This window comes from Kitasatospora sp. NPDC057223 (assembly GCF_042669755.1).
In the GTDB taxonomy this organism is placed as follows: Bacteria; Actinomycetota; Actinomycetes; order Streptomycetales; family Streptomycetaceae; genus Kitasatospora.
The window spans coordinates 22,935-47,654 of record NZ_JBHUWW010000002.1; the positions used below are offsets into that span (position 1 = coordinate 22,935).

The 24,720-nt window shown below is 68.5% G+C and carries 24 protein-coding genes and 6 tRNA genes; 17 read left to right on the top strand and 13 right to left on the bottom strand.

The window, feature by feature from the left end; all coding sequences use genetic code 11:
• Positions 1–417: 417 nt before the first annotated feature.
• The 3 genes from ACFUK0_RS01405 (at position 418) to ACFUK0_RS01415 (ending at position 3,748) form a co-directional block, all read left to right on the top strand.
• Positions 418–1,290, top strand: a complete 873-nt coding sequence (locus ACFUK0_RS01405; protein WP_380245945.1) for a hypothetical protein — start codon at positions 418–420, stop codon at positions 1,288–1,290.
• Between the two features lie 1,007 nt (positions 1,291–2,297).
• On the top strand, positions 2,298–2,513 hold the full coding sequence (locus ACFUK0_RS01410) for a hypothetical protein (RefSeq protein ID WP_380245946.1): 216 nt from the start codon (positions 2,298–2,300) through the stop codon (positions 2,511–2,513).
• 113 nt (positions 2,514–2,626) lie between these two features.
• Positions 2,627–3,748, top strand: coding sequence for a response regulator (locus tag ACFUK0_RS01415; RefSeq protein ID WP_380246077.1), 1,122 nt, complete (start codon positions 2,627–2,629; stop codon positions 3,746–3,748).
• A gap of 197 nt (positions 3,749–3,945) precedes the next feature.
• Here ACFUK0_RS01415 and ACFUK0_RS01420 read toward each other — a convergent pair whose 3' ends face one another.
• Positions 3,946–4,116 (bottom strand): hypothetical protein, encoded by a 171-nt coding sequence (locus ACFUK0_RS01420; protein WP_380245947.1) that lies wholly within the window; start codon positions 4,114–4,116, stop codon positions 3,946–3,948.
• 427 nt (positions 4,117–4,543) lie between these two features.
• Between ACFUK0_RS01420 and ACFUK0_RS01425 the strand changes: the two genes are divergently transcribed.
• The 6 genes from ACFUK0_RS01425 to ACFUK0_RS01450 all read left to right on the top strand — a co-directional run bounded on the left by ACFUK0_RS01425 (position 4,544) and on the right by ACFUK0_RS01450 (position 8,203).
• Positions 4,544–4,616: transfer RNA gene (locus ACFUK0_RS01425), tRNA-Gln, on the top strand.
• A gap of 10 nt (positions 4,617–4,626) precedes the next feature.
• Positions 4,627–4,711 (top strand) — tRNA-Ser (locus ACFUK0_RS01430).
• Positions 4,712–4,827: 116 nt separating this feature from the next.
• Positions 4,828–4,910 (top strand) — tRNA-Tyr (locus ACFUK0_RS01435).
• 52 nt (positions 4,911–4,962) lie between these two features.
• On the top strand, positions 4,963–5,523 hold the full coding sequence (locus ACFUK0_RS01440; protein WP_380245948.1) for a hypothetical protein: 561 nt from the start codon (positions 4,963–4,965) through the stop codon (positions 5,521–5,523).
• A gap of 663 nt (positions 5,524–6,186) precedes the next feature.
• Positions 6,187–7,362: a hypothetical protein gene (locus ACFUK0_RS01445; protein WP_380245949.1), complete on the top strand. Its 1,176-nt coding sequence runs from the start codon at positions 6,187–6,189 to the stop codon at positions 7,360–7,362.
• Positions 7,363–7,918: 556 nt separating this feature from the next.
• Positions 7,919–8,203: a hypothetical protein gene (locus ACFUK0_RS01450; protein WP_380245950.1), complete on the top strand. Its 285-nt coding sequence runs from the start codon at positions 7,919–7,921 to the stop codon at positions 8,201–8,203.
• 697 nt (positions 8,204–8,900) lie between these two features.
• Here ACFUK0_RS01450 and ACFUK0_RS01455 read toward each other — a convergent pair.
• The 3 genes from ACFUK0_RS01455 to ACFUK0_RS01465 all read right to left on the bottom strand — a co-directional run bounded on the left by ACFUK0_RS01455 (position 8,901) and on the right by ACFUK0_RS01465 (position 11,740).
• Positions 8,901–9,593 carry a hypothetical protein gene (locus ACFUK0_RS01455; protein ID WP_380245951.1) on the bottom strand — a complete coding sequence of 231 codons (693 nt, stop codon included), beginning with the start codon at positions 9,591–9,593 and terminating at the stop codon, positions 8,901–8,903.
• Between the two features lie 70 nt (positions 9,594–9,663).
• Positions 9,664–11,076 (bottom strand): ParB N-terminal domain-containing protein, encoded by a 1,413-nt coding sequence (locus ACFUK0_RS01460; protein WP_380245952.1) that lies wholly within the window; start codon positions 11,074–11,076, stop codon positions 9,664–9,666.
• A complete protein-coding gene (locus tag ACFUK0_RS01465) occupies positions 11,069–11,740 on the bottom strand; it encodes a ParB/RepB/Spo0J family partition protein (RefSeq protein WP_380245953.1) in 672 nt (223 codons plus the stop codon). The genes ACFUK0_RS01460 and ACFUK0_RS01465 overlap by 8 nt, the downstream gene beginning before the upstream one ends.
• Before the next feature lie 461 nt (positions 11,741–12,201).
• Between ACFUK0_RS01465 and ACFUK0_RS01470 the strand changes: the two genes are divergently transcribed.
• Positions 12,202–12,399 carry a hypothetical protein gene (locus ACFUK0_RS01470; RefSeq protein ID WP_380245954.1) on the top strand — a complete coding sequence of 66 codons (198 nt, stop codon included), beginning with the start codon at positions 12,202–12,204 and terminating at the stop codon, positions 12,397–12,399.
• Between the two features lie 75 nt (positions 12,400–12,474).
• Here the strand turns inward: ACFUK0_RS01470 and ACFUK0_RS01475 are convergent, their stop codons facing one another.
• The 4 genes from ACFUK0_RS01475 to ACFUK0_RS01490 form a co-directional block, all read right to left on the bottom strand.
• Complete coding sequence (locus ACFUK0_RS01475) at positions 12,475–12,942, bottom strand: hypothetical protein (protein WP_380245955.1); 468 nt, start codon at positions 12,940–12,942, stop codon at positions 12,475–12,477.
• Positions 12,943–13,054: 112 nt separating this feature from the next.
• Positions 13,055–13,288 carry a hypothetical protein gene (locus ACFUK0_RS01480; protein WP_380245956.1) on the bottom strand — a complete coding sequence of 78 codons (234 nt, stop codon included), beginning with the start codon at positions 13,286–13,288 and terminating at the stop codon, positions 13,055–13,057.
• Between the two features lie 231 nt (positions 13,289–13,519).
• The gene (locus ACFUK0_RS01485; protein ID WP_380245957.1) at positions 13,520–13,705 is read right to left on the bottom strand and encodes a hypothetical protein; all 186 of its coding nucleotides are present in this window, start codon (positions 13,703–13,705) and stop codon (positions 13,520–13,522) included.
• Positions 13,706–13,759: 54 nt separating this feature from the next.
• On the bottom strand, positions 13,760–14,827 hold the full coding sequence (locus ACFUK0_RS01490; RefSeq protein WP_380245958.1) for a ParB/RepB/Spo0J family partition protein: 1,068 nt from the start codon (positions 14,825–14,827) through the stop codon (positions 13,760–13,762).
• Between the two features lie 930 nt (positions 14,828–15,757).
• Here ACFUK0_RS01490 and ACFUK0_RS01495 point away from each other — a divergent pair.
• Both ACFUK0_RS01495 and ACFUK0_RS01500 read left to right on the top strand, forming a co-directional pair.
• Positions 15,758–16,291: a hypothetical protein gene (locus tag ACFUK0_RS01495; RefSeq protein ID WP_380245959.1), complete on the top strand. Its 534-nt coding sequence runs from the start codon at positions 15,758–15,760 to the stop codon at positions 16,289–16,291.
• Between the two features lie 49 nt (positions 16,292–16,340).
• A complete protein-coding gene (locus ACFUK0_RS01500) occupies positions 16,341–17,246 on the top strand; it encodes a hypothetical protein (protein ID WP_380245960.1) in 906 nt (301 codons plus the stop codon).
• Here the strand turns inward: ACFUK0_RS01500 and ACFUK0_RS01505 are convergent.
• A complete protein-coding gene (locus ACFUK0_RS01505) occupies positions 17,176–18,147 on the bottom strand; it encodes a recombinase zinc beta ribbon domain-containing protein (protein WP_380245961.1) in 972 nt (323 codons plus the stop codon). The two genes, ACFUK0_RS01500 and ACFUK0_RS01505, sit on opposite strands and share 71 nt — an antisense overlap.
• Positions 18,148–18,223: 76 nt before the next feature.
• A complete protein-coding gene (locus tag ACFUK0_RS01510; protein ID WP_380245962.1) occupies positions 18,224–18,481 on the bottom strand; it encodes a DNA-binding protein in 258 nt (85 codons plus the stop codon).
• 286 nt (positions 18,482–18,767) lie between these two features.
• On the opposite strand from ACFUK0_RS01510, the gene ACFUK0_RS01515 reads away from it, so the two are divergent.
• Together ACFUK0_RS01515 and ACFUK0_RS01520 are read left to right on the top strand one after the other, a co-directional pair.
• Positions 18,768–20,390, top strand: a complete 1,623-nt coding sequence (locus ACFUK0_RS01515; RefSeq protein WP_380245963.1) for a tyrosine-type recombinase/integrase — start codon at positions 18,768–18,770, stop codon at positions 20,388–20,390.
• 210 nt (positions 20,391–20,600) lie between these two features.
• On the top strand, positions 20,601–21,386 hold the full coding sequence (locus ACFUK0_RS01520) for a TSUP family transporter (protein ID WP_380245964.1): 786 nt from the start codon (positions 20,601–20,603) through the stop codon (positions 21,384–21,386).
• A 406-nt stretch (positions 21,387–21,792) separates the two neighbouring features.
• Here the strand turns inward: ACFUK0_RS01520 and ACFUK0_RS01525 are convergent.
• Positions 21,793–21,866: transfer RNA gene (locus tag ACFUK0_RS01525), tRNA-Ile, on the bottom strand.
• Between the two features lie 238 nt (positions 21,867–22,104).
• Between ACFUK0_RS01525 and ACFUK0_RS01530 the strand changes: the two genes are divergently transcribed.
• Positions 22,105–22,962, top strand: a complete 858-nt coding sequence (locus ACFUK0_RS01530; RefSeq protein WP_380245965.1) for a trypsin-like serine peptidase — start codon at positions 22,105–22,107, stop codon at positions 22,960–22,962.
• A gap of 95 nt (positions 22,963–23,057) precedes the next feature.
• The gene (locus ACFUK0_RS01535; RefSeq protein WP_380245966.1) at positions 23,058–23,915 is read left to right on the top strand and encodes a trypsin-like serine peptidase; all 858 of its coding nucleotides are present in this window, start codon (positions 23,058–23,060) and stop codon (positions 23,913–23,915) included.
• A gap of 28 nt (positions 23,916–23,943) precedes the next feature.
• Here ACFUK0_RS01535 and ACFUK0_RS01540 read toward each other — a convergent pair.
• Both ACFUK0_RS01540 and ACFUK0_RS01545 read right to left on the bottom strand, forming a co-directional pair.
• A tRNA-Asn gene (locus tag ACFUK0_RS01540) sits at positions 23,944–24,016 on the bottom strand.
• A 75-nt stretch (positions 24,017–24,091) separates the two neighbouring features.
• A tRNA-Asn gene (locus ACFUK0_RS01545) sits at positions 24,092–24,164 on the bottom strand.
• A 244-nt stretch (positions 24,165–24,408) separates the two neighbouring features.
• Between ACFUK0_RS01545 and ACFUK0_RS01550 the strand changes: the two genes are divergently transcribed.
• Entirely contained in the window at positions 24,409–24,702 is a 294-nt protein-coding gene (locus ACFUK0_RS01550; RefSeq protein ID WP_380245967.1) for a hypothetical protein, read from the top strand.
• Positions 24,703–24,720 lie beyond the last annotated feature (18 nt).

The following is a 24,720-nucleotide window of genomic DNA, read 5'->3' on the forward strand; positions in this document are numbered from 1 at the left end:
CTGCGGAGAACACCAGCGGAGGAACCACCTGGCAGTCGTCCGCCGATCCGCGCCCAGCCGACCAAGCCGGCCTTCGGAACTGCGCCCGCCCCCGAGGTGCGCGTGATCGTGCACGCTCGGCGCTCGCCCGCGCCGGAGGGCCGGACGGTGAGCCGCCGACGCCCAGGCAACCGCAGGTCTTAGCCGGCCCGTATCAACCGGACGGTCCAGCGCCAGTGGGTACTGGACCGCTCGGCGTCCACCTATCCCCAGCTGGGGCCTCACCCCGTATCCACCGGCGCGACGCTACTGCTCCGGTGCATCGTCAACTGGCTTTCAGCGTCAGCCAGTCAGACAATCACATACCGGGGCCACCGGATGCACCCGCGTTGAGCTGCTCATTCGGCGCGGCAGCTGGAGGCGACTACGATGACCGCTGTGAGCACTCGCCCGCAGCAGCCGATTCCCGGCATCACCGCCGAGTCATATGTGCTGCGCGGCTGGGTACCGGTCGTCTCCAGCCCGCCTACGCCAACCCTCGGCTGGCATGAGAGACCGATGTTCATCGTCAGGCTCAACACGTGCGGGACGAGCGACGTGCTGGACGCAGTCCCCCAGCTCCGTTACTCAGTACCCATGACTGATGAGTACTGGGCCGAGGCCTGGCAGGAGAGCGACGAGGTGTGGCATTACAGCGCCACGCTGTTCGAACACCTCGACTCGACGTACGACTTCGTCACATACTTCGGCCACGGTGACACTACCGCTAGTGCGAGCCTGACATTCGATCTGATTCAGACCATCGCGTCCGAGGGTCTGGACACTGCGGCGCTGGCCACGGGCCGCGACGAGACCGCGTTCATGGACGCCGTTCTGCGCGCCGGACAGCTAAACCGGCCGGCCCCACCGCAGCCGTCCGCCCCGTTCGCGCCAAACGGGCTCGACGACGTGACGGTCATCGACTTCCTTGGCAGCCCTTGGCGCTCATACAACGCCGCCAGCTTCCGTCGGCGACTGCAACTGGTTTGGTACGGCTTCGAGTTCCTGCGCACCCGCGATCACCAACAACCGCAGCCGCAGGATTCGCCTGGACATTTCTGCGGCCCTGAGACTGAACCATTGGCGGTCGCCTGCGGTATCACCAGGATGACCGTACCGATCACTCCGGGGGCACCGCCGTCTGCGGCGACCTCCCGCTCAACTCAACCTGCGGCCATGGCTCGGGTTGCCGTCCTGAGTGTCCAGGCCGGATCCGAGCGGGTGGATTCGCCCCACTGCTCCGGCCTGTCACGGCTGGCCCTGGCCGTCTAACGCGCCCGGGTTCCAGTCGGACGCCGAGCGGGTGACATGTCCTCGTTCCCGTCACTCTGGAGATCCACATCATGCTGCACGCTCTCGGCGAGGAGTTCGCCGTCAAGTTGATCGTTTTCGCGATCGTGGGGGGCCTGGAGGTCACCCTCCAGCTCGTGATCCACCACCGTCTCCGTACGCAGGAGGAGCGGAAGGCCGTCGTCGTGCCGTTCCGGAGTCGGCGCCTGGGTGAGCTTCGTCGGGCGGCCGAGCGCCGCCGCACTGCAGGCGGCCGCCTCCCGGCTTCGGTGCGACCGGAGGTGCGGGTCGTCGCGCAGTCCAGGCGTCCCCTCTCCCGGCGGGTGAACCGGCGGCGCCCGGGCGCGCGTCGCTCATAGCCGCCGATCAGAAGGCCCGGCTGCCTGTGAGGCGGCCGGGCCATCGCGGCGGCAACGCTGTTGTGGGGGCGGCCGCCGGCAGTCCGGCACCCACCTCCCGGGCAAGATCCGATGCTGACCGCGGGTAGCTGTCCAGATTGAGATCGGCAGCCCGCCCTCCACAGACCAACCAGAGGACGAGGTATACACACCGGGCGAGACGTGGTGGCCGTGAGGTCTGGGCACCACTGGGCCCCTGGGCGTGAGTGAAGTAGCCGCCCGCGAACCCAGTGCCCCGGGCGTGCCACCACCGGCGATAGCGAAATCACCGCGCTGCAACCCCGAAAGCCGATCCAGTCCGAGCCGCGCCGACGCGGCTGCCAGAAACCAGGCCACCACCGACGCTCGACCGAGACACCGACAACTGGCCTGCGGACGCCCGTCGTAACCGACGCCGACGCCAACCGTACAGACGGCCGCACTGTGAAGAAGCGGCTCGTGATCATCTGTTGCCGGTGTGTTGCCGTGTGCGCCAAGAGGGTGATGCACGAGGTGCAACACCCGATCGGTGGTCCATGCTGTTTCAACTCGGCCGACAGATGCCGGGATTGATGCGGCGGGTCCCAAGCCGTCGCGGTTGTGGAGGTTTGCGTGCGGCGCTCGCTGCTGTCAGTCCGGTCGGCCCTCGTGCTGACCCTGGCACTACTGGTCGGTATCGGTGCGGGGGTTCTGTCCGCTCTGGCGCACACCGCTCCCGCGCAGTGCGTCCTGTACGGCGTCGGCGCCTTCGGGGTGGCAGTACCGTTCTTCGACCACCTGGTCGGCAGCCACACCGAAACCGGGGAGGACCCCGACTCGTCGTCGTGAGAGCGGCCTTCCGCCCGGGATCCGCGCCGCACAGCGCGCTTCCCGGGCGGAGGGTCCGGACCAGAAGGAGCGCACAGACGATGTCGGACTACCTTGAGCCCGGGGGGGCACGGATGGCAGGGCTGCAGCCTCTCGACAAGGACCTCAACAGCGAGTGCCGGGCTTTAGCTGAGGCCCTGCGCCAGCAGTTCGAGGCACTGGGAGTGTCGGCGCGCCGTTACGCGACGCGACGCTTCATCAACCCGGGCACGCTCTCACGCTACCTCGCCGGAAGCCGGGTCCCGCCGTGGAAGTTCGTCCAGGATCTGCTAATCGACGTGGCCGAGGAGCGCGGAATGCCGGCCACCGCCGAGGCGATCGACGTCGTGCGTAGCCTGCATCGCGCGGCGCAACGCACGTCCGCCTCGATGTCGAAGGCAGTAGCCCAGTTGCAGCTCCAGTTGGTGGATGCCGATCGGGAGGCGCGCCGCTCCTCGGCGCGCAAGGATGTCCTGGACGACGCACTGGTGGAGCGCAACCAGCGGATCGCGGACCTGCAGGTCCGCCTGAACCTCCAGAGCGTCAGCGCAGACGAAGTGGACGTGGAGACGGCCCTGGCCGAGCGGGACCGGCTGGCGGCGGAGGTCACCAGGCTGCGGGCGCAGCTCAGCGAGGCGCAGGCTCGGATAACGCAGGCGGAGGTGCGCTGCGAGTTGCTGGAGCGCCAGCTGGCCCTCGTGGAGGTCCTGCGCGGTAAGGACCCGGGGGAGGATGTCTTCCCGGCCGTCGACAGTGTGCGCCACCTGTTGCCCGCCGACATCCGACCGAAGGTCCTGCTGGTGGACGATCAGCCCTCCAACCTGCTGGCCCTCACAAGCGTGCTGGACGTACCTGACCAGGAACTAGTCACGGCCTCCTCAGGCCACGAAGCCCTCAAGAAACTGCTGCAGCACGAGGACTTCGCGGTCATCATCCTCGACGTCCAGATGCCCGATATGGACGGCTATGAGACCGCCGGCCACATCAAGCGCCGCGCCAAGTCACGCAACATCCCGATCATTTTCCTCACCGCCATCGGCAACGACCCGGACTACTCGATGCGCGGCTACTCCGTCGGCGCCGTCGACTTCATCGTCAAGCCCTTCGACCCGTGGGCGTTGCGTGCCAAGGTGACGGTGTTCGTGGAGCTCTACCTGGAGCGGCGCCTGTACCGCACCTCAAAACCGTTTCTCCAGATCACCGCTGGTCCCGGCTAACCGAGGAGGTCAGTCGACCGTCCAGCCGCAGCGACGGCAAGGTGACGCCCAGACCAACGAGCCCACTGCCCCCTACCCATCCCGGCGCGTCGGCGAGCCCGGGTGACTACTGCGCGGGTCAAGCAGTGAACACCCGGGGAAGCAGGGGCTCCCCCCTGGCCAACGACGGCACGCTTCGCCGGGCACGGCGCCCGGGATCAGCCGCCGAAGAACCCACCGATCAGCTCACCGAGGAGGCGGGCGCTGATCCTCGCCGTGCCCAGCCGACTCGGCCGATCTTCGAGGTCGCGCCGCTGGCGGACGACGGGCAGCCGGACCCTGCTGCGGCCGGTCCGCCGCGGTGTCCTGACACGCGATGCGATCCTCATGGTGATCACTCTTCCGGAACGGGCCGCCGAGCTGCGACCGATGGAGTGCACTGTGCCGGACCACCGAGTGGGAGCGGGAAACTCATCACCGCCCTGTGGATAAGTCGGGGTCCATGGCGGCGGGTCACCCATACGGTCCACCCCCGGCATCGACTCCGGGTGGTCGACGCAGCGGATGCCGGCGCGTGCCGCGCCACCGCGTAATCCGGTTGCCCGCGCGCACGGCCGTGCCGCAGAGTAGACGCATCAGTCCGGTACCAGCACGGAGAGGAACGCGCGTCATGAGCAGCAGCCAGTCGTATCAGCGTTCTTCGAGCTCTCAGCAGAACCAGGGGTATCCCTCCCAGCGGTAGACCGGCACCGACTGTGCCTGGCCGCCCCGGGGGACTTCCCCGCCAGGGCGGCCTTTCTCGTTGTCGCCCCACAGTGCCGGATGGTGCAACTGGCAGCACGCCTGATTTTGAATCAGGAGACTCGGGGTTCGAATCCTCGTCCGGCAGCGCAGCACCCGGAGAGTTGGCCGAGTGGTAAGGCAGCGGCTTGCTAAGCCGTAGTCGGGTGAAAGCCCGCGCGCGTTCGATCCGCGCACTCTCCGCGCAACGCACAGCAGTTCACTGGAGGAGCCAGCCGACAGGAGGCGCCGGCCGCGGTCTCGAAAAACCGTTGGGTGCGCGAGCACCCGCGTGGGTTCGCCCCCACTTCCTCCACCAAGGGCGAGCTGGGCACTGGAGAGCCCAAGGGCCTGTAAAGCCCTCGCTTCGGCTGTGCCGGTTCGACTCCGGCCTCGCCCACCAGCATCAGATCTTCCCGCCACCTGTGAACACCGTCTTCGATACGGTGACAGCCATGACCGATACCTTCGCATCGCCCGCCGACGCTGCCGACACGATCGCCGAGCAGGCCGCCCAACTGCGACTGGAAGCCCACCGGGACGCACACGTCGCCGCCGAGTTCGGCGGCACCACCAACATCGGTGCGGAGATGGAACATCTCCTGAAGGCAAACCGCGACGACGCCCTCGTGGAATGCCTGAGCTACGTGCTGGGCTCCGACGAGGCCGCCGCCGACACCTACATCGCGCGCTGGGCAGCCGCGAACGGGGCCGACCTGGATATGGCAGCCATCCGGGTCAAGGACATGCCGACCGCCAACCAGATCAATCGACAGCGCGCCGAAGCCAAGGTCCTCGATGCCTTGCGCGAAGCAGGCACTGCCGGGCTCTCCAAAAAGGAGTTGCTCCCCCTGCTCGCCCAGCTCGGCTGGCGCGAGGAGGAGCGGTGGATCATGAACGCGCTCAGGGAGGGCACCGTGGTCGAGCAGAGGCAGGGGCGCGGTACTCACTACGTCTACAACGCCCCCATCGCTCCCCTTCCTGTCAACTCGGCTGAAGCCCCAATACGGCGGTGAGCAAGGTGTCCTTGTCGTGGGCGTCCAGGAGCGCGGTCTTGATCTCGGGGGCACCAGGTTCAGCGCGCTGACGGCCTCGGCGCCGGCGAGGCGCAGCTCGACGGCGTCGGACCGCCGGCGGGCGATGGCAGCCTGCTGCCGGGTGAAACGAGATATGGACGAGGCCCTCGACGGTACGCCCTCGCGCCGACACTCATGGCTCGGCACCTAGCTGGCGCAACAGGGCCCGGGCCCTTATTACCCGCAAAAGGTTCGCTGAGCCAACTGTCACCGCCCCTTGAGCCAGTCGACAGCGCATGCGACAGCTAGGCCGCCGATACCACTAGCGGCCCCTCGGAGCAGTCCTTCGAAAGCTGGCCGCAGCATGGCCCGCATCCTAGCCCTCGCCCAGACCCAGCTATCTCGTCGGCCGCCAACCGTGCGCGCCCCACCACATTCTCGCTTGTGCTGCACCTGCAGGTCGTGGTCCATCGTTCGTCCTCTCGGTCGGTTGATGACTCCACATTCGCGAGCAGCCCACCCGTTGCGCCTGCAGCAACATGTTGACATCAGAGCGCAACACCCACCCTGTCGACCCACTGCCCCAGCGCCGGCGCGCGCCTTCCACTTGGCGTACCAGGCAGAAGCACTTCGACACACCTCGGATTCACGGTAGAAAGAGGAATGACCTTCCCTGAGTCGCTTCCGAGCGCCGACGAGCTTTCAAGCCCAGATCCAGGCCTAACAGCCGCCCTTGGGGGCCTCTTCGCTGAACTTGGCTACTCACAACGCGAGTTCAGCAAGCGCGTTCCAATGGACCACAGCGGTGTCAGTCGATACTTGAACGGCAGTCGGATCCCCCCAGCGTTCTTCATCGAGGCTCTGCTGAACCAAGTAGAGGCAGCACGCGGCGTGCAGGTCAGTGAGGACGAGCGAAACCGAATCAGGGGCCTACATGAACAGGCCTTCGAGGTGAACGGCGCTTGGGGGGCACTCGCCCAGATGGAACGACGGAACCGGCATGACGCCGAACGCCGGGCCCAGCAAGCCGAAACACGGGCACAGGCGCTCGAGTCCTTCCACCTTGCCCGCCGGTGGGGCCCCAACTGGTGCACATTCGTCGAGGACCGGCAAAAGCACGCTTGGCAGCCACCCCAGATCAACCGACTCGACATCGTCAGCGCACGTGTGATCGGCTGCCTCGCCGATCCCACCTCGGCGCAAGCGCATCGAACAACTGGGGTCGTGGTTGCTCCGCTCCAGTCAGGCAAGACGACCGTCGGCGTAGGCATCGTCGCTCGGGCTCTCGACGCCGGATTCCGCCTGGTGATCGTCTTCCATGGCATGCACAACCAACTGCGCAGCCAGACCCAGCATCGACTGGAGGCAGGCCTAGTCGGTCGAGGTACCCGAGATCTCACCCAGGAGGACCGTTCTCACCTCCAGTTCATGACGAGTACGGAAACGGACTATGTTCAAACTCCACTCCCTCGCCTGATGTTCGAGAAGGAAGATCCCAACCTCCCTCTGTTCGACCCGGTCAACCTTCATTCCGCGACGCCACGAGTGGCTGTCATGAAGCAGAACATGGTAGTCCTCACCCGGTTGCTCACGGACCTCCGATCGGCCGAGGCCGAACTGTCGGAGGTACCAGCCCTTCTCGTAGACCTGGAGCCACCACGGCGGTCAGCCAAGCAGGCAGGGGTCGGTCAGCTGCTGGACGCGGTCGTGGAGCTCTTGCCTCGTGCTCAGCTGATCCGATTCGAGGAGCTTCCTCCACTTCCAGAGGCAGACCACACCTCGCTCTGGCGCGGCACTCCGGACTTCGCCGTACTCGCATACCCGCGCGCATGTCCCTAGGAGCTCGTAACAGGATCATGTGCCCGGGGATCGGACAGGCTGGGTAGGCCGGTTGAGGGTAGGGCCTGGCATCCTCATGCAGATGAGCGAGACAAACGAGCGCCGGGACGTCCCGAAGGACCATTGGGTGTTCGGCCTGGAGGAGATCCCCGCCTCTGACAGGGGTGCCGTCTGAAGGATGGCCGCCGGGCCGGAAAAGGCAGCGACGTCTACGCCGGGCTGCCCTTGTACTGGATTGCTAGACCAGGCAGACCTTTGCTGACCGACCTGGCCGACTTCATCCAGCACGCGACAGTCACTCACTCGCGTCGCCCCGGGCCCCGTGACCGCCCACAGGTGCTCGGCGTTACGAAACCCCTTGATTCGCGGGGTCGCGCCCGGTTCGCAAGTGGCCTGCAGAGAAGGCGAGTTTGACCACTGCTCGGTGTTCTGGAAGGGTGGCTCACGAAGGCACCCCTATGCCTGGACAGCCCCCGTCGCGTCGGCGGGGTTTTTTGCTGCCTGCCCTTGGCCTCCACTCACACGAGTGGGGGCCTTTTCGTTTCCGGAGGAACACGTGAAACTGGATCCCGTGGTCGGCGGCGCATTGGTCGCCGGCCTCGCCTGGCTCCTCACCGTCGCCGCGCTGGTGCTCCTGACGGGTTTCGTCGCCCGGCTCACCGTCAGCAAGGCGCGGCCCAGCGAGTTGCCCCAAGTCATCGAGCAGCTGCGCTTGTTCGCACAGGGACTGGAAGGCTTTCTGCCGCCGCTCATGCGGCGGCACCATCGGACGACCGGAAGGTGGACGGAAGCGGGGAAGGATGCTAATTCGGCGGCGACCAGGAAGCGCGGGGAACGATGAGAAGACGGTCCCGGGAGCTCCATGACCCAACCACGCGGGCGGCGGGAGTTGAGGATGTCGATGTACCGCAAGCTGTGAGCCGTGAGCTTCAGCTCATCGCCCGAGCCGTCCAGCTCGACGGCTGTCATCGCACGACGATCTCGCGGCTCCAGGACGGTGAAGGCGAAGCTGGCGACTTCTGGCGCGCGGTGGGACACGCCTTGGTGATCCTTCACGATCCCGTTGCACAGCGGGAGGTGAGGGCACTTGCGGGTTCGCGTTTCCCTGAACTCCGTCGACTGTGGAAGGAGACGGAATTTCGCCTCCTTGGGTCGTGCGCCCACTGCCAGCGCAGGGTACTGGAGCCCGACCGCGGGCCCGGCGGCCGACCACGCCAGTACTGCTCCAGCCCCTGCCGGCAGGCCGCCTACCGCGCTCGCAAACTGAAGGCTCAGTCGGAGGAAGCGCAGCCGGGTCACGAACGCTAAGGCGGGCGGGCTCACTGGAGGTGTGCTGCTGAAGCGGCCCCAGAATCCGGCCAGGCCCGGTGGGTCAGCCCAAGGAATTACTTGGGCTGACCCACCGGGCCTGGTCATCTGTAGCTCGCTTCAGCACGTCCTCAAGCCGCACCTCTCCTTCAAGGGCACGGAGGCTCAGCGGCAGCCGCCCCGGGATACGCAGACGGCGCCCCAGGGCGGCCAACCCGACCTGCCGCCCCTTACGACGGTCGCAGGTTGATCGGTTCCGTGACGGCCGACTCGCCTTCGCCTTCAGTCGGTGCGGCCCGGCCGCCCCCGAACGGCAGCTGGCGCGCGGCGGCACGGGGCTTTGGCTCGACGCCGTCGTCTATGGAGCCCCGATTCGTGCGAGTCCCGTCACCTCGCTCCCCGAAGGGATTCCGCGCCGGCCTCGGGAGCAGTTCGACCTGACCGGACCCGGGGCGCAGCGTGGTGATGCGTGGTCGGTCGCCTTGGACGCTGGGGATGCCGCGGGCGTGGAGGTGGTGGGCGAACTGCCAGTTGCGGCAGGTCTGGTACACGGGGTCGTCGGCGTGCGGGCTGTCGGCCGGCACGTCGGCGTTGGTGAAGTCGATCGGGCGGATGCCGTCGAGGTGGACGGTGAGGTCCTTCACCTGGAGGTCCTGGGTGTGACCAGGGGCCGGCTCCAGGGCGAGATGGGGGTTGTCCTCCCAGCGGTAGGGGCGGGTGGTGACGCCGCAGAGGTACCAGGCGAGGGCGTGCGGGAACTCGTCGAGCTGGACTTCGACGTGGCGGGTGTCCTCGTTGAGGTGGCGGCTGTATCGGCCGTGGAGGGCGACGGCGCAGTGCCGGGTGAGATCGATCCCGGTGACGTATTTGAGCCACAGGTATCGGTACTTCCGGGCCCCGACAGCGACGGTGATTCTTGGCAACTTCGCTTCCTTGGTTCTGAGTTGGAACAATCCCTTCTAGGTAAATTCTATACTCAATCAGGAGGGCTACCTAATCGCCATCCCGCTCCCGGCAGGCCCGCATCAGCGCCTCGACCAGCGGCCGGTGCCGGTTGTGCCGGTACTCCCCCGGGTACTCCATGTTGAACTCGACCTCAAGCGCCGCCCTCCGCTGCGCCTCCGGCAGCACCTTCGGCTTCCGGCACACCGCGTAGATGTTCCCCCCGTTGGGATTCCCCCGGATCTCGACCTCCCCGAAGTACCGATCCATCAACTTGTGCAGGGAAGCCGGATCGTGGAACCTCTGCATCGTCCACACTCCGGCGCGGAACGACGCGGTGAAGCCGTCCTCGTCCAGGAACTCGATGCTGCGCCGATACCGGCCGTTGTTGCGGGCCTTCTTGCCGCTGACCCTGCGCTCGACCGATCCGAGGGATCGCGTCCCGGCGTAGAAGGTGCCGCCCTTCGCGAGCAGCGAGTTGCAGGCGATGACGACGGCCGCCTCGAACTCCAGGCTGGTGATGGAGTTGATCACCGAGTCCAGGACGACCACGTCGTACAAGCCGTTCGCGGGGATGTCCCGCTGGAGGTCGCGAATGTGGGAGACCGACGCGGCGACGTCGAGGGCGTTCTGCTTGCCGGCCGCCTTGACGTGCGGCTCGTACCAGTGGGCGTCGAAGCCCTGCGACTTGATCTGCTTGATGTAGGCCAGCTCGCCCGCACCGAAGTCCATGACCCGCTGGCCGGGGCGCAGCGCGGGCAGGACGTGCTGCTCGTACGTCGTGCTCTTGTTGGAGTCGCTGTCGTCGCCGCCCAGCCGGTGCATCTGACACCAGTGCTGGTTGTAGGCGCGGATGCCGAGCTGGGTGTAGTCGTAGACGCCGTAGTCGGCGTCGAGCCACACCGCCAGCTCGTCGGCTTCCTGCACGGACAGCCGGTAGCACAGCAGCGGCAGCTTCAGGTCGGAGACGACCACCGCGTAGTCGTTGTTGAGGATGACCCTGCCGGCGTGGTCAGCGACGACGGACCCCCAGGTGCCGTACCGGGTGACGAGGCGGCGGATCTCCGCCTGGATCGCCGGGTTGGAGCGGGACACCGCGGTCACGTCCTCGGGGGCGATCCACTCCCAGCCGTGCGCGTCCGGCCCGGACGCCGGAACCCGCACCTTCGAGCCGTCCGTCTCGATCGAGTTGTGCAACAGGTTGAACTGCACTTCGTCCTGGGTAGAGACGTGGCCGTCGAGGAGGATCGCCGGGGCATGGGTCTGTCCGATGGCCTTCAGGGACTTGGTCCGCTGGTGGCCTGCCACGAGGATGTGGTTGCCGTTGACGATGACGGGCTTGACGCACCCGAACAGGGCAAGGGACCGCTGGAGGCGGTCGAACGCCTCCCCTGTGAGGCGGCGCGGGTTGTACGGGGCGGGCTTGAGCTGCCCGATCGGGTAGGACTCGATGAACTCAGGCATCGGCCAGCTCCCGTTGTGCGTCGTGCTGGTCGAGGAGGTAGTGCGCGAAGCCCGTGTCGGTGCCCCTGCTGGTGTAGAAGGCGTCGTGGACGTTGTTCAGCCGCTCCACCTCCTCCTTGGTGATCTGCACGCGGGTGGTCCCCCACTGCACGAAGCCCCACTGCAGGTGCTCGTCGGCGAGCTTGTCGCCTTCGCGTTCGGTGGTCTCCGAGGCGAGCTGGGAGGGCAGTTCGATGGAGTCGAGGAGGTCGTCCAGGGCGTCCTGGTCGTAGCCGGTGCCGTCGAGGTCGGGCAGGCTGGAGAGGATGTCGCCGAGCAGCTCGGTGTCGTACCCGGCCAGGTCTGAGGTGCGATTGTCGACGATGACGATCCGAGCGGCGGCGTCGTCGTCCACGTCGACCCAGGTCACGGCGATCTGGTCCCAGCCGCGCTGGATGGCGGCGTCCCAGGTGTGGTTGCCGGCCAGGATCTCGGACGCGCGGCCGGTCAGGGTGCCCCGGTTGGCGACGATCGGCTTGAACTGGCCGTGCCACTTCAAGGACTCGGCTACGGAGTTCACATCGCCCCGCCGAGGGTTCTGGTGGTAGCGGGTCAGGTCGCCGATCGGGACGGCGAAGGGCAGGAGACCGTCAACGATCCGGTCAACGGGTTCGCGGTAGGGCACGGAAATGGTCCTTCGTAGGCCGATTCCCCGCGCCCCACGCGGCAACAGCCTAGACGACCCGCCCGGCGGTCTTCCGAGGTGTCGGCTCTCCCATCCCGCTGAGCAGGAGGTTTGACGAGAAGCGGCCGGGCCATCGAGACTGCTGCCGTGGCGGTCTGGTTGAACAAACCGCGCCCGCTCTCCCGATAACGTAGGGAGAGGACGCTCAGCGGCCTAAATGGTCCCAACCACGCCGGCGCGTGGTTCGATCATGTGGCTACCTCGCGCAGTAGGTGAGGTGAGCGCCCCGGCAGGGGCAGGTGGTTTCCACCGTGCGGTGAGGCGCCGATCGCGCGATCGACGCCTGTTGAACGAGACGATGCGCCGGCAGGGATCTCGGTTCGAACCTTGTCCGCTTACGCGGGAGGTCGAACCGGCCTGCCCTGCGCTGGATCGGCTCGACCTCCCGAAGGAGGTCCAGCATGGAACGTAAACCATTGGTTCGCGCGCTCGTCGCTGCTTGCATCTTCTTGGTCGGCCTGGTGGCCGGCCTCACCTCGGGTGCCCTGTCGCGTGCCAGCGGTACGCCCTGGCCCACAGCAGTACGCGACGGAGGTACGGCCTTCGGCACGACCATCGCGGTGGGCATCGCCGTGGCTCTCTTCTTCTACCAGGAGTAGCGCACCGGCGCGGGGCTGGTCGCTGCGCCGCCCGGCCGGATGGCGGGTCCGGCCGGGCGGGTTCGTAGCGGCGTTCTACTCGCCGCGGTCTTCGTCACGGGCCTGCTGGGGGGTGATCTCGCCTGCGCACAGGCGGCCGGCGATCTGCGCGCGGGTGTGGGGATCGGAGTAGCCGGAGACGATGAGCCGGGCCGCGGCGGCGAGCCGGCCTTCCAACTCCTCGACTCGTTCCCACAGCTGGTCGAGTTCGGGGTCGGTGATGTTGCTGGCGGTGGGCCGCGATGGCGCTGGCTGGTCGTTCACGTCGGTGCTCCGTTCCGCGAGGTCGAGTAGACGGTATCCGCTGCGCCGGGGGCGTCCGGCTGCGGTGGTCCCCGCCGGATGAAGTGTGTGAAGGAGTACTTCGCGGCGCCGGGCGGCACCGGGGCCGAGGGTTTCGATCTCGGCCCGGTTGCCGTAGACGGAGACGATCCGGATTCGGCGCTCCCCGTCGCCGGGATGGCACGCCTCGTAGACCTGCCCGGCGGTGACGGGGCCGGTCACCGGTTGTTGCAGCGGCACAGGCCGGAGGAGGGGTAGCACCAGGAGTCGCACGCCTTGCACCAGATTGCGCCGGGAACGGGCGGGGTGCGGTCGGGATCGGTGGTGTCAGCGTTCACGTGCTGGTCCTCTGCCGGTGGAAGTCGAGTGCTCGGAGGAGTTCCGCCCTGTGCTTCGCGGCGTCCGGGTCAGGCCAGCGGACGCTGTGCCGACGTGACCGGGGACGCGGCGGCGACGGGGCGGGGCGGTTCTGCTCGGCGAAGACCGCGCGCATCGGCCCGTACCGCTCCCGCATGAGCTGGGCGTACAGGTCGGGGTCCGCTGAGGCCGGGGCCTTGTAGTCGTCCATGGTGCTTCTTCCTGGGTGTGCGCGGGCCCGCCCGACGCGGAACGGAAGGGCGGGCCTGGTCGTGGGCTTCCCCTCCTGGCCTGCTCATGGGAGCGGGCCCGGTTCTGGCGGGTGGGGCGCGGGGGAGGTGCCGCCCGTCAGAACCGTGGAGGTGCAGCTGTCACGGCGCTGCCGCTGGCGGAAGTGGCTTATGGGGAGCCGTCTCCGTCAGCGACAAGCAGACCGTATCACTTATCTATCCACATGCTTCTTTGGCGCTTCTGCGGGCACCACCTCAGCGATGCACGCCTCAAACGGCGGGGTACCGAAATCGTCGTTGCCGTCGGTGCTGGGCAGGGCGAACAGGGTTTCCTGTCGGTCCACTTCCGGGCCGTACCAGGCGCTGGCGGGCATGTGCAGCCAGTTGGGCCGGGGCATGTCTCCTCCTCATGAGCTTGCTGGGCGGCCCCGTGCGGGGCCGCCCAGCGCGGATCAGGCAGCGGCGAGCTCGGCGAGCTCGGCGCCGTCAGTGTCCCCCACCCGCTCGGCGCCGTCGGCGGGCGCGTCAGCCTCGGCCTCCTTGGTGGCGATGATGATCTCGGCGAGTTCGGCGTCGATGGGGTCCTGGTCGGCGGTCAGGTCGGGCTGCACGGCCGCGTTGCTGACGACGATCTGCGCCGCGTCGGAGAACGCCTTGGCCTGCCTCACCTGGAACTTGGCGTCCTGGATGGACTTGGCGGCGCGCTCCAGCTGGTCGAGGCGGGCGCCCAGCTCGCCGCCGAGGGCGGCGGCCAGCTCCGTCACGGGGGTCCGGGCCAGCTCGTCGGCGAGGGCCCGTATGCCCTCGATGCGGTCGAGCTTGTTGCGCGTGGCCTTCTGGGTGGCGACGCGCTCCTTCTTCTCGTCGTCGCTCATCTCCTCGACGTCGAACATGGACGGCTGCCGCTGCTGCTCGCGAACCTGGTGGGCGAAGTGCAGCAGTTCGTTCTCGGTCATGTCCTCGGCGGCCCACTTCTTGAGCACGGACAACTGGTTCTCGGGCGTCAACTCGCTGATGCGGTGGGCGGCTCCGGTGCCGATGTTGCCGAGGGTGACGCGCTCCTGGACCTCGGGGATCAGGTCGAGCAGGGCCATGCGGACCTTGACGTACTTGCTGCTCTTGCCGTACCGCTTCGCGACGTCCTCGACGGTGAGCGGTGTGCCGTCGTCCTGGGTGTCCTCGTCGAGGATGCGCCGGAAGCCCCGGCCCTCCTCGATCGGCGTCATGTCGTGCCGGTTGACGTTCTCGGCCATTGCCCGGCCGAACGCCTTGATGTCGCTGGCGATCTCGACGATCTCGACCTTGATGGTGGTGTTGCCGGCCATTTCGTTGGCGCGGTAGCGGCGCTCGCCCATCACGATCTCGTAGTCGCCGTCAGCGCGCCTGCGGACCTCGATGGCGGTCATCAGGCCGTGCTCGATAATGGAGTCGCGCAGCTCGATCAGCTTCTCCGGGTCGAAATACTCGCGAGGCTGCGCCGCGTTGGGGTGGACCTTCGACATCTTCAGCGTCTTCGCCATGATCTTTTCTCCTGTGAGCGGGTTTCGGTGGGGGCCTCCCCCCTTCCTTGTAAGTAAATTCTATACTCATCTTGATGGCGGGTCAACACTGGAGGTTCCTTTCAAAAAAACGTCAGAATTTGCCTGCGCCACCGGCTCCGGTTAATGAAACCTGCCTGCGTAGTTACGTCGGCGGGCCGCACGACCGTACCCGGTAAATCGGGAAACGCCCCCCTGCCTTCGATACGGAGGCAAGTGGGCGTTGCATGCAAACTACATAGGCTCAATACGGCGGAGGCGCTGCGGGACCCACCGATCAGAATTCTTTCGGCGAATCCGCGCGCCGGCGGCGGATTTCACTCCCCGAGCCGGCTTCCCCCGCAGACGTCGGCGGGCTTAGCCTGCCCTCCCACAGCGCGAGGCAGAACGGCGAGGGCGCGTGCCGCGTCAGCGAAGTCGGCGAACGGACTGCCGCCATCGTCACCCCGCTCTACGCCGGCGCGGCGCATCTCCGCGAGCGCCTTGAGGACGCCCGCACTCGTGACCGCCATGCTAAAGACCCCCGGGTAGCATGAAGGTTCGCACCATGCACTGTGACGTGCGACGATCCCATGGGGAGCGGAGCTGCACGGCCCGGCCGACCGGGCGGGGAGCACTATCTGCCCCGGACTGCCCCGCGCGCCCGACAAGGGCGCCGCCACGGTCCATCGTCACGCCTACTCCCGGGGCATCACAGCCGGGGAAGCCGACCGCACGGAACCGGCCCCCGATCCGTCCCCGGGGGCCCACAGGTGACCGCCGGGCAACCGGCGGCAGGCACATAGCTTGCATCCGAACCAATGAAGCTGTCAAAATCCCGATATCCGCGAAGCGGGAGCGTGTGATACCTCCCACTGTTGGTGGCCGCCAACAACCCGGCGCAGGGGAGCGGCGCTCGCAGAAAGGATCTTTATGTCGGCCATTTATGAGCCACCTCCGGAAGGAAGCCTGGCTGCGAAGCTCGCCTTCCTCCGTGAACGTCTCACCTTCCGTGGCTCCAAGCCGCCGAGCACTCGCACCCTTGCGGCCCGCGCAAAGGACAACGACGGCAATTCGATCATTGACCACACAGTGATTCACGACACTCTCAGCGGGGCCAAATCCAACCCGCCGTGCCGTACGATTCTCGGGCTGGCCCAAGCCTTCGACTGCCCGCCTGCATACCTCCTCCCAGGGCCTCACGACCTGGAATCGCTGGAGGTGTACTACAGGCACGACGAGGTCAGAGAGGCGCTTCGCTTGATCGCTCCCCTCGGGGACTCGGGCGCCGACGGGCTGCTACAGGCGGCCCGCGCCCTGCGCGAGGTCCGAGGCATGGCCGTGCAGGACACGCCTGCCGCTCACCCTGAAGCCCCCGCGCGCCCGGAGACGAAGCGCCGCGGCCGGCTGTCACGGACCGAGGCCGCCGAGGCAAGTCGCCAGTCCATTTACTCCCTTTACGACTAGCGGCCCACACCCGATGTGTCGGCCCGTACGAATCAAGTGGTGATACGACGTGGACGCAGCGATCTTCAGCGTCACTGCCGGAGTGGCCTTGATCAGCACCCTGCTGTTCGGCGCCGCAGCGGTCCATGCAGGTGGTCCCGGAGGCCCGGGGCCGTGCCGGCACCTGCCCGGGAGCTTGGCCTTCGGCTCCGTCATGTCTGTGATCGCAAGCCTGTGCGCCGTACCCGCCATAGCGGAACTCGTCGAACAGGTGACCCGCATCGACAACGCCGGCCGCCTCGGCGCGCACCTGTGCGGGATCGGCCTGGCTGTCGGTTTGCGCTCCGCAATGACCGAGTGGACCCACGGGGTGGACTCCCGCAAGAACGCGGCACTACTACGGATCGCCGTGGCGGGTGCCGTGGCGTTCACCGCGTCCGCAATCTTCTACGTCGCCAACCGGAGCAGCCTCGACTTCACCAGCTCATTCGCCACTGACCGCGGCGTTGCCGCCTACCTCCTGGTGGTGTACCTCTACAGCCTGTGGGTGGGCGCCACCACTGCCATCGACGCCGGCACGCTCGCTGGCGCGAACCTGCGCAGCGCAGGGCACCGCACCCTCGGCCTCGGTCAGGCCCTTCTCGCCGCCGGCGGGGTGGCGTGTGTCATCTACGGCGCAGCCGGGACCGCGTTCGTCGCCGCCCAGCAGGTGTTCGGCCTGGCGTGGGACCCGGGGGTGGGAGAGAACCTGAGCAGCCTTTCCTCTGGCCTGTTCTTGCTGTGCTCGCTCTCCGGGCTTGCTGTGCTCGCTCTCCGGGCTAGCCATCAGCTCCCTCGCCCGCCCGCTGTTCTCCGCGCTGAAGCCATAACGGCCGCCTCCGGCCGGGCCTCCCGCGCCCTGCCGCTCACCCAGTCAGCACGATCGGCCCCGGAGGTGCCTCATTGCGCCACCACAGCACGACCCGGCCCGGCGTGATGCTGCGCGTGCCCTTCCCTGCCGGGTGGACGTCGATGCGGTGGAACATAAGGATCGCCAGGCTTCGCCGAGCCTCCGCGGAGGACGTGTTCCACCACTCGACCAGCTCGTCCACACTTCCGGCCACCGGGGCGGCCACCGCTTGTTCGGCCGAGCGGATGCGGCGCTTGAGCTGCCGCGTCTCGTCGGCCGCCTCGGCCTTCGCCTTCTTCAGGTCCTTGGCCTGGAGGTCCCGGCGGACCACCATCGCAGCCAGCTCCTGAATGGACGCCTCGATCTCGGTCACGCGAAGGCGGTCGGCGTCCAGCTGTCCGGCCAAGAGCTGGCGGGTCTTCTCCAGGTCGGCCTGCGTCGCGGGCAGCAGCAGGCGGGCAAGGATCTGCTCGCCGACGTGGTCTTCCAGGAGGCCCGCGTTGCAACGAACCCGGCCGCAGTTGCCGGGCCGGTCCTGGCGCGGCCCGTCCGGGCAGGAGTACCCGGGCTGGCCCGACGACGAACGCTGGCCGACAAGCGGAGTCCCGCACCGGCCGCACACGACGAGGTCGGCCGCGGTGAGCATGTAGTCGAAGTCCTCGGCGCGAGGCTTGGGCGGGCGCATCTCCAGCAGCGCCGCGAACAGCTCGGGCGTAATCATGGACGGGTGCCCGGCCGGAACCAGTTCCCCGGCCGCGTCCCTCTTCAACCCAGCGATGGCCGGGTTCGTCAGCAGCCGGCCTGCGGTCTGCGACGTGAAGCGGGAGCCGAGCGTTCCCACGAACCCGGCCTTGGTGAGGAACGCTGCCACGGCAGCGTCGTTCGCGCCGGCGGCGCTGAGGTGCGCGGCCTCAGCAGTGATCCCTGCTTCCTTCTCGTGCAGGGTCTCCCGGCTGGAATCAGCGAACCCGAACTGTCTCGGTGGCATCGGCTCCTACCCGTCAATACCGGCCGCCAACGTGATGGAGGACTTCCCATGATCTTCCATCACGTTGGCGGCGGAGTCATCGTTGCAAGGCAAGTCCATCCAGCCCGAGGAACCGCCACAGGGCCGAGGTCAACACGCGCTTCGTGCCGCCCACCGTGATCATGTCCACGGGGAAGTCCCCGCTCCTGACCAGCGAATATGCCTTGTTCGGTCCCATTCCGAGCACCCGAGCAGCAGTCACGACACTGATGGTCACCGGAAGGTCCAGGACCTCCCGCGCCGTCATGCCGCGCTCCTCGGACACCTCGACCTGGTTGGTCTTGCCACTGTCCATGGGTCGTCGCGATCTCCCCCGCGCCAACCTGGCCCGCCCTCACCAACGCAACAACAACAGCGATGGACAACGACGGAAAGTTCAGGATAGCGCGTTTCCCTGCACAACAGTTAATCGAACATTTGAGCGAGTCGACAGGCTCAATGCGACCAACTTGCTTACCAGTAAAGGGTCATGCGTATACAAGGCGCCCAACTTTCGACATAATAGAACGCACATTCGAGTAACACTAGGTAGCGACCCGGCGCAAATCGCACCATTGAGGGAAAGGCAAGGACTCGCTCACATGTTCGAAGACAGGACCTACAAGCGGTGCTACTGCACCGGCCTGCTCTACCACCGGCGAGGCCCGAACAAGGGCAAGCCCATCCTGGACAGCGAAGGCAGCCACAAGACCGGCGAACTCGGCTCCGCCTGCCCTCAGCTCGAAAGGCGCGGACACGGCGTCTGGTCCTACTTTCTGCTTCTCGACACCCCCGGCCAGGCCGAGCCGACCCGGTACCGCCGCTCCGGCTTCCGCACCCAAGACAAGGCCGCCGAGGAAGCCGAGAAAGTGTGGAAGCTGCACACCGCCGGCATCGACGTGACGATCAAGGAGACCGTCGCCCAGTGGCTGGAGCGATGGGCCGACAACAAGAAGGACGTCGCGCTCTCCACCATGGAGAAGTACCGCGAGCACATCCGGCTACACATCGTCCCGTTCATAGGCCAGATCGACCGGAAGGACCTGCGCAAGCACGACCTGGAGGCGATGTTCAAGGGCATCAACGACCGCAACATCACCGCCCAGATCCACCGCGAGTACGTGTCGCTGCTCACGTCCGACTGCGAGGAGAAGCGCCGCCGGTGGCGGGACGGATCGAAGGAGGACCGGCCGACCCTGCGGGCCACGTGGCACGAAGCCCGGGAACTCCTCGCCGCCGAACGCAAGAAGGTCCGCCGTATCACCGACTCGGCGACCCAGTACAAGGTCCGGGCCACCCTGTCCTCCGCCCTCCAGGACGCATTCGAGGCGGAGGAGGTCACCAAGAACTGGGCGCTGCTCATCAAGATCAGCAAGTCCCGGATCAAGCCGATGCTGTGGACGGCCTCCCGCGTTGCGCACTGGCGGGAGACAGGAGAGGTTCCCAGCAAGGTCATGGTGTGGACGCCGGAGCTGACCGGCGAATTCCTCGACCGGCACGAGGCCGACGAACTGTACGACCTGTGGCACTTCCTCGCGTTCCGAGGCCCGCGCCGGGGCGAAGCGTGCGCCCTGCCGTGGACGGAGGTGAACCTCGACGACATGACCGTCGCCATCACTCGCCAGGTGATCTCCGTCGCCAACCAGCTGATCGGCGCCGACCCCAAGGCCGGATCCGAGCGGATCATCCCGATCGACAGCGAGGCCCATCAGAACCTCACCGACCGCCGGAGCCGCCAACTCGCTCAGCGCCTCAAGGCCGGGCCCGCCTGGGTCGAAACCGGGCTCGTGTGGACCCAGGAGAACGGCGAGGGCTACCACCCTGACTTCCTCACCCGGAGGTTCAAGCGGCTCGTCGAACTCTCAGGCCTGCCGCCGATCACCCTCCACGGCCTTCGCCACGGCGCGGCGTGCATCGCGCACCGCGGCGGGTCCAAGCCCAAGGCCGTCCAGGAGCAACTGGGGCACAGCAGCTACCAGCTCACGATGGACACCTACACGAACATCTTCGAGGAGGAGCAGCGGGAGCTGGCCGAGCGCGCGCTAGGTGTTGTGCCTCGCGCCGGACGGCCCGCCACCATCCCCGCGCCGACCCCGGCCGCCGTGCCAGCTCCGGTACCTGCACCGGCCGAGGCCGCCGAGCTGCGCCCGGTAGGTGGCAGCCGGCTCACCGCGCTGCGCCGAGCACGGCAGCGGAAGGCCCAGAGCACGGAAGCCCCTGCGTGACAGTTCCCGGGGACATCCGCTCTCGCCGTCCAAGAGCGCGACGTAGGCGGCTCTCGCCGTTCGTGCGGCACCACGTCAACATGCTCGGCCAGCACTCCTTCCTGCCGCCGGAGATGCCGGGCTGCCTGCGGGCGCTGCGCGACCCGGAGGCCGGCCCCGTGCCGGGCAAGCGGATACTGGCCGGGCCAGCCGTCGAGGGGGGAGTGCGCGGTGACCTGGTCCACGCCGCTGCTCGCATTCACCGCCGGGCTGCTGATTTCGTCGCTGACCGCGCCGGTGGGCGTGTCCGGGGCGGTGTTCCTGCTGCCGGTCCAGGTCAGTGTGCTGGGCGTGCCGAGTCCGGCGGTCACGCCAACGAACCTGCTGTTCAACGTCGTCGCCGGGCCCGGCGCCCTGGCCCGCTACCGGAGGGCCGGGAGCCTGGGGGGCCCGTTGACCCGGCTGCTGGTCACCGGCACCGTGCCCGGGGTGGTGATCGGCGCGGCCGTGCGGGTCTTCGCCGTCCCCGGCCCGCGCGTCTTCCGGCTCCTGGTCGCGGTCCTGCTACTGCCTCTGGGCATCTGGCTGTGTGCCCGCACCCTGCGCCCGGCCCGTACCCGGCCGGCCACCGTGCCCCCGTCCCGGCGGGCGACCACCGCGCTCGCGCTGGCGGTGGGAACGGTCGGCGGGATCTACGGGATCGGCGGCGGTTCGATCCTCGGGCCTGTCCTGGTGGGCCGGGGCCTGCCGGTGGCCACCGTCGCCCCGGCGGCCCTGGCCTCCACCTTCGTCACCTCGCTGGTGGGCGCGGGCACCTACGCCCTGCTCGCCCTGGTCGCCGAGGGCGACATCGCACCCGACTGGACGCTCGGGCTGGCCAGCGGACTCGGCGGGCTGGCCGGCGGGTACCTCGGCGCCCGCCTGCAACCCCGCCTGCCCGAGACCGCGCTGCGGATGCTGCTCGGCGGCCTGGCCGTCGGCGTCGGCGCCCTCTACGCGTTGCAGGCCCTGCGCTGACCGAAGCGCCCGGGCCGCGTCCAGCGGCGGGCGCCGCCCGGCGCGAGCAGGCTGGTGACCTCGGCGAAGTCCTCGTCCCGCGACCTGATGCGTGCCGGGAAGGTCAGCGAAGAGCGATCCCCGAATGGGTGATTCCGTGAGGCTCGGATCGGTGCGCCTCCGGTTCCACGACGGAGGGAGCCGCAGCGGCCCGCAGCGGGGCCCTGTCCGGCCATGAGACCCTGCGCCTCGGACATGGCTTCAGGGGTGAGTCCTGCGGGACTTCCACGGAAATTCCACGGATGGGCCTCGTGGCGTTACGTGTGGGAGTCCGCAGCAGGCGCTAACGTGGGCTACAAGCCGAGGCGGCCGGACGTTCCCGCAGGTCAGCGCGCGTACTTCTCGGACGGTTCATCACATCTGAGAGTGGGGCGGGTGGGACTCGAACCCACGACCAAGGGATTATGAGTCCCCTGCTCTAACCGGCTGAGCTACCGCCCCGGTTCGCCGTGCCCGTCCGGTGATCCGGGTGAGGCAACAGCAGACGGCCCCGGAAGGCCGTCCCGGGCAGCATAGCCGGTCGATCACCCGGGATGCGCGCCGGGGGCGCACACGGGTGCGGACCCGCACCACCCTCCCCGTCCGGGCGAATCCCGGTGGCCACGGCCGGCCCCGGGCCGGAGCCTGGGACCGGACAAGGGCCGGCCGGCGGCCCGGCGGGGCGGGAGGACGGCGGCGGATGACGATACGTGAGCTCACCGGCCGGGCCTGCGCGGGCGCGCTCGCCCTGGCCTGCGCCGCCTGCTCCTCCCCGGCCGGACCGGACACACCGGCCGCCTCCCCCGCCTCCGCCTCCGGTACCGCCTCCCCGACCGCCGGGCCGGGGCACGGCTGGACCGGGGACCGGATCCGCGCGGCGGTGGCCGAGCACCCGGGGACGACCCGGACGGCCGGGCCCACGGCGTTGAACGCGCTGGTGGGGGCGGTGTTCACGCACAACTCCGGCGGCGACCACTTCTGCACCGCGAGCGTCGTGGACAGCGCCGGCCAGAACCTCATCGTCACCGCCGCGCACTGCGTCTGGGACCCGGGGCTCGGCCGGCGCAGCGAGCTGGTGTTCGTCCCCGGCTACCGCGACGGCGACACCCCCGACGGCGTCTGGCCCCTGCTCTCGGTGACGGTCGGCCGGAGCTGGCAGGACTCGGCCGACCCGGATCTGGACGTCGCCTTCGCGGTCGTCCAGGCGCAGGGCGGGCTGCAGGTGCAGCAGGTGCTCGGCGCGAACCGGCTGGGCACCGACCGGGGCTACGACCTGCCGGTGAAGGTGACCGGCTACCCGAGCAGCGGCGAGGTGCCCATCACCTGCAGCAACACCACCGGCGAGCAGAGCCCGACGCAACTGCGCATCGACTGCCCGGACTACACCGGCGGCACCAGCGGCAGCCCCTGGGTGACGGACTTCGACCCGGCCACCAGGACGGGCACGGTGGTCGGCGTGATCGGCGGCTACCAGCAGGGCGGGGACACCCCGGACACCTCGTACAGCAGCTACTTCGGTGATGACGTGCAGGCCCTGTACGACCGGGCGACCGGCTGACGGGCCGTGGCTGGTGGCGCCCTGGCCTCCCTGCCTGGTAGATCTTCCGAGAGGCCTGCGACGCAGACCCGGTGCACGGACGAGAGGGGAGCCCGATGGCGCTTCGCCCGGCAGGGCCCGCCCGCCGGTGGCGGCCCGCCCGAGCAGCCGCCCTGCTGCTCGCGGCCCTGGTGCTGACGGCGGCGGCCTGCGGCGGGAACGGCGGCGGCGACGGTGCCCCGCCCGCGCCCCGGGCCAGGACCGCACCGCCGGACCACGCGGGCGACCGCGTCGGCACCCTGTCGGTCGGCAGCGCACAGGGCCCGCGGGAGTGCACCGCGAGCGTGGTGCACAGCCCCGGCCGCAACCTGCTGGTCACCGCCGCGCACTGCGTCGTGCCCGATCCGCCCGATCCGCTGGAGGATCTGGTGTTCACCCCCGGGTACCGCAACGGGGCCTCTCCGTACGGAAGTTGGCCGGTCAGCGCGATGACGGTCGATCCGCGCTGGACGGAGGACGCCGACCCCGAGTACGACGTGGCGTTCCTCACCGTCCCGCCGGTGGGCGGCCGCCGGATCGAGGACGTGGTCGGCGCGAACGCCCTCGCCGGGGCCGGAGGAGCCGGGCAGGCCGTCTCGGTGACCGGCTACCCGAACCGGGGTGAGGAGCCGATCACCTGCTCGGGCCGGACGTCCGCGCTGAGCCCCACCCAGCAGCGCTTCGACTGCGACGGCTTCGTGAACGGCACCAGCGGCAGCCCGTGGGTGACCGGCGCCGGCGAGGTGGTCGGCGTGATCGGCGGCTACCAGGAGGGCGGGGACACCGCCCTGACCTCGTACAGCATCACCTTCGACGACCGGGTGACCGCCCTCTACCGGCAGGCCACGGCCGCCCCGGAGGCGGGCGGCCCGGGCACGGGCGAGGTGACGGGAAACACGAAGGCCCCCCGGTCGACCGGGGGGCCTTCGCTCTGAGCACTCATCAGGGACGAACCTGATGAAGCTCCCGCAATTGGACTCGAACCAATAACCTGCCGATTAACAGTCGGCTGCTCTGCCAATTGAGCTATGCGGGATTGTGCGTGTGACCGTACCGCGACACCGCGGGACCGTCGTCCAGGCGGCCGGGCCCTGGGGCCCGGCTTCCTGAGCTCCCCCAATTGGACTCGAACCAATAACCTGCCGATTAACAGTCGGCTGCTCTGCCAATTGAGCTATGGGGGATTGAGCGTCCTGCCCGGGCCTCCGGTCTCCCGGCCCCTCGGCGCTTGCTGCGGGTCATACATTAGCGCACTCAGGGGGGTGGTCCGCCAATCGCTTTCCACGCACCGGTCCGCGGGCCCCGACCGGCGCGCCCGGCGCGCGGGCGGCCCACCGCACGGGGATGCTGGGAACACGGACGGTTCGCCGCCGCGAACGGCGGGTAGAGCACTGCGGCACAGTCCGCGAGGAAGGGTGGAGACCGAATATGTGGAAACTGAGTTTCATCGTGGGGGTCGCGGCCGGGTACGTCCTGGGCACCCGGGCCGGCCGCCAGCGCTACGAGCAGATCGCCAAGGCCGCCCGGCAGGTCGCCCAGAACCCCAAGGTGCAGAGCGCGGCCGACAAGGCCAAGCACCAGGCGGGCGCAGCGGCCGGCAAGGCCGCGGGCGCCGTCGCGGACAAGGTCGGCGACCGGCTGCCGAACTCGCTGACCGAGCGGGTGCCGTACTTCAACCGCCAGCCGGTCGAGGACGACAGCTGGGGCACGTTCCGCCCGTGAACGGCCCCCTCGGGGGAC

Bases quoted from the DNA above. Each gene is read 5' to 3' on its own strand.
- ACFUK0_RS01415 (WP_380246077.1), top strand. From the start codon at position 2,627: ATGGCAGGGCTGCAGCCTCTCGACAAGGACCTCAACAGCGAGTGCCGG.
- ACFUK0_RS01420 (WP_380245947.1), bottom strand. From the start codon at position 4,116: ATGAGGATCGCATCGCGTGTCAGGACACCGCGGCGGACCGGCCGCAGC.
- ACFUK0_RS01440 (WP_380245948.1), top strand. From the start codon at position 4,963: ATGACCGATACCTTCGCATCGCCCGCCGACGCTGCCGACACGATCGCC.
- ACFUK0_RS01445 (WP_380245949.1), top strand. From the start codon at position 6,187: ATGACCTTCCCTGAGTCGCTTCCGAGCGCCGACGAGCTTTCAAGCCCA.
- ACFUK0_RS01460 (WP_380245952.1), bottom strand. From the start codon at position 11,076: ATGCCTGAGTTCATCGAGTCCTACCCGATCGGGCAGCTCAAGCCCGCC.
- ACFUK0_RS01470 (WP_380245954.1), top strand. From the start codon at position 12,202: ATGGAACGTAAACCATTGGTTCGCGCGCTCGTCGCTGCTTGCATCTTC.
- ACFUK0_RS01480 (WP_380245956.1), bottom strand. From the start codon at position 13,288: ATGGACGACTACAAGGCCCCGGCCTCAGCGGACCCCGACCTGTACGCC.
- ACFUK0_RS01485 (WP_380245957.1), bottom strand. From the start codon at position 13,705: ATGCCCCGGCCCAACTGGCTGCACATGCCCGCCAGCGCCTGGTACGGC.
- ACFUK0_RS01490 (WP_380245958.1), bottom strand. From the start codon at position 14,827: ATGGCGAAGACGCTGAAGATGTCGAAGGTCCACCCCAACGCGGCGCAG.
- ACFUK0_RS01495 (WP_380245959.1), top strand. From the start codon at position 15,758: ATGTCGGCCATTTATGAGCCACCTCCGGAAGGAAGCCTGGCTGCGAAG.
- ACFUK0_RS01505 (WP_380245961.1), bottom strand. From the start codon at position 18,147: ATGCCACCGAGACAGTTCGGGTTCGCTGATTCCAGCCGGGAGACCCTG.
- ACFUK0_RS01510 (WP_380245962.1), bottom strand. From the start codon at position 18,481: ATGGACAGTGGCAAGACCAACCAGGTCGAGGTGTCCGAGGAGCGCGGC.
- ACFUK0_RS01515 (WP_380245963.1), top strand. From the start codon at position 18,768: ATGTTCGAAGACAGGACCTACAAGCGGTGCTACTGCACCGGCCTGCTC.
- ACFUK0_RS01530 (WP_380245965.1), top strand. From the start codon at position 22,105: ATGACGATACGTGAGCTCACCGGCCGGGCCTGCGCGGGCGCGCTCGCC.
- ACFUK0_RS01535 (WP_380245966.1), top strand. From the start codon at position 23,058: ATGGCGCTTCGCCCGGCAGGGCCCGCCCGCCGGTGGCGGCCCGCCCGA.
- ACFUK0_RS01550 (WP_380245967.1), top strand. From the start codon at position 24,409: ATGTGGAAACTGAGTTTCATCGTGGGGGTCGCGGCCGGGTACGTCCTG.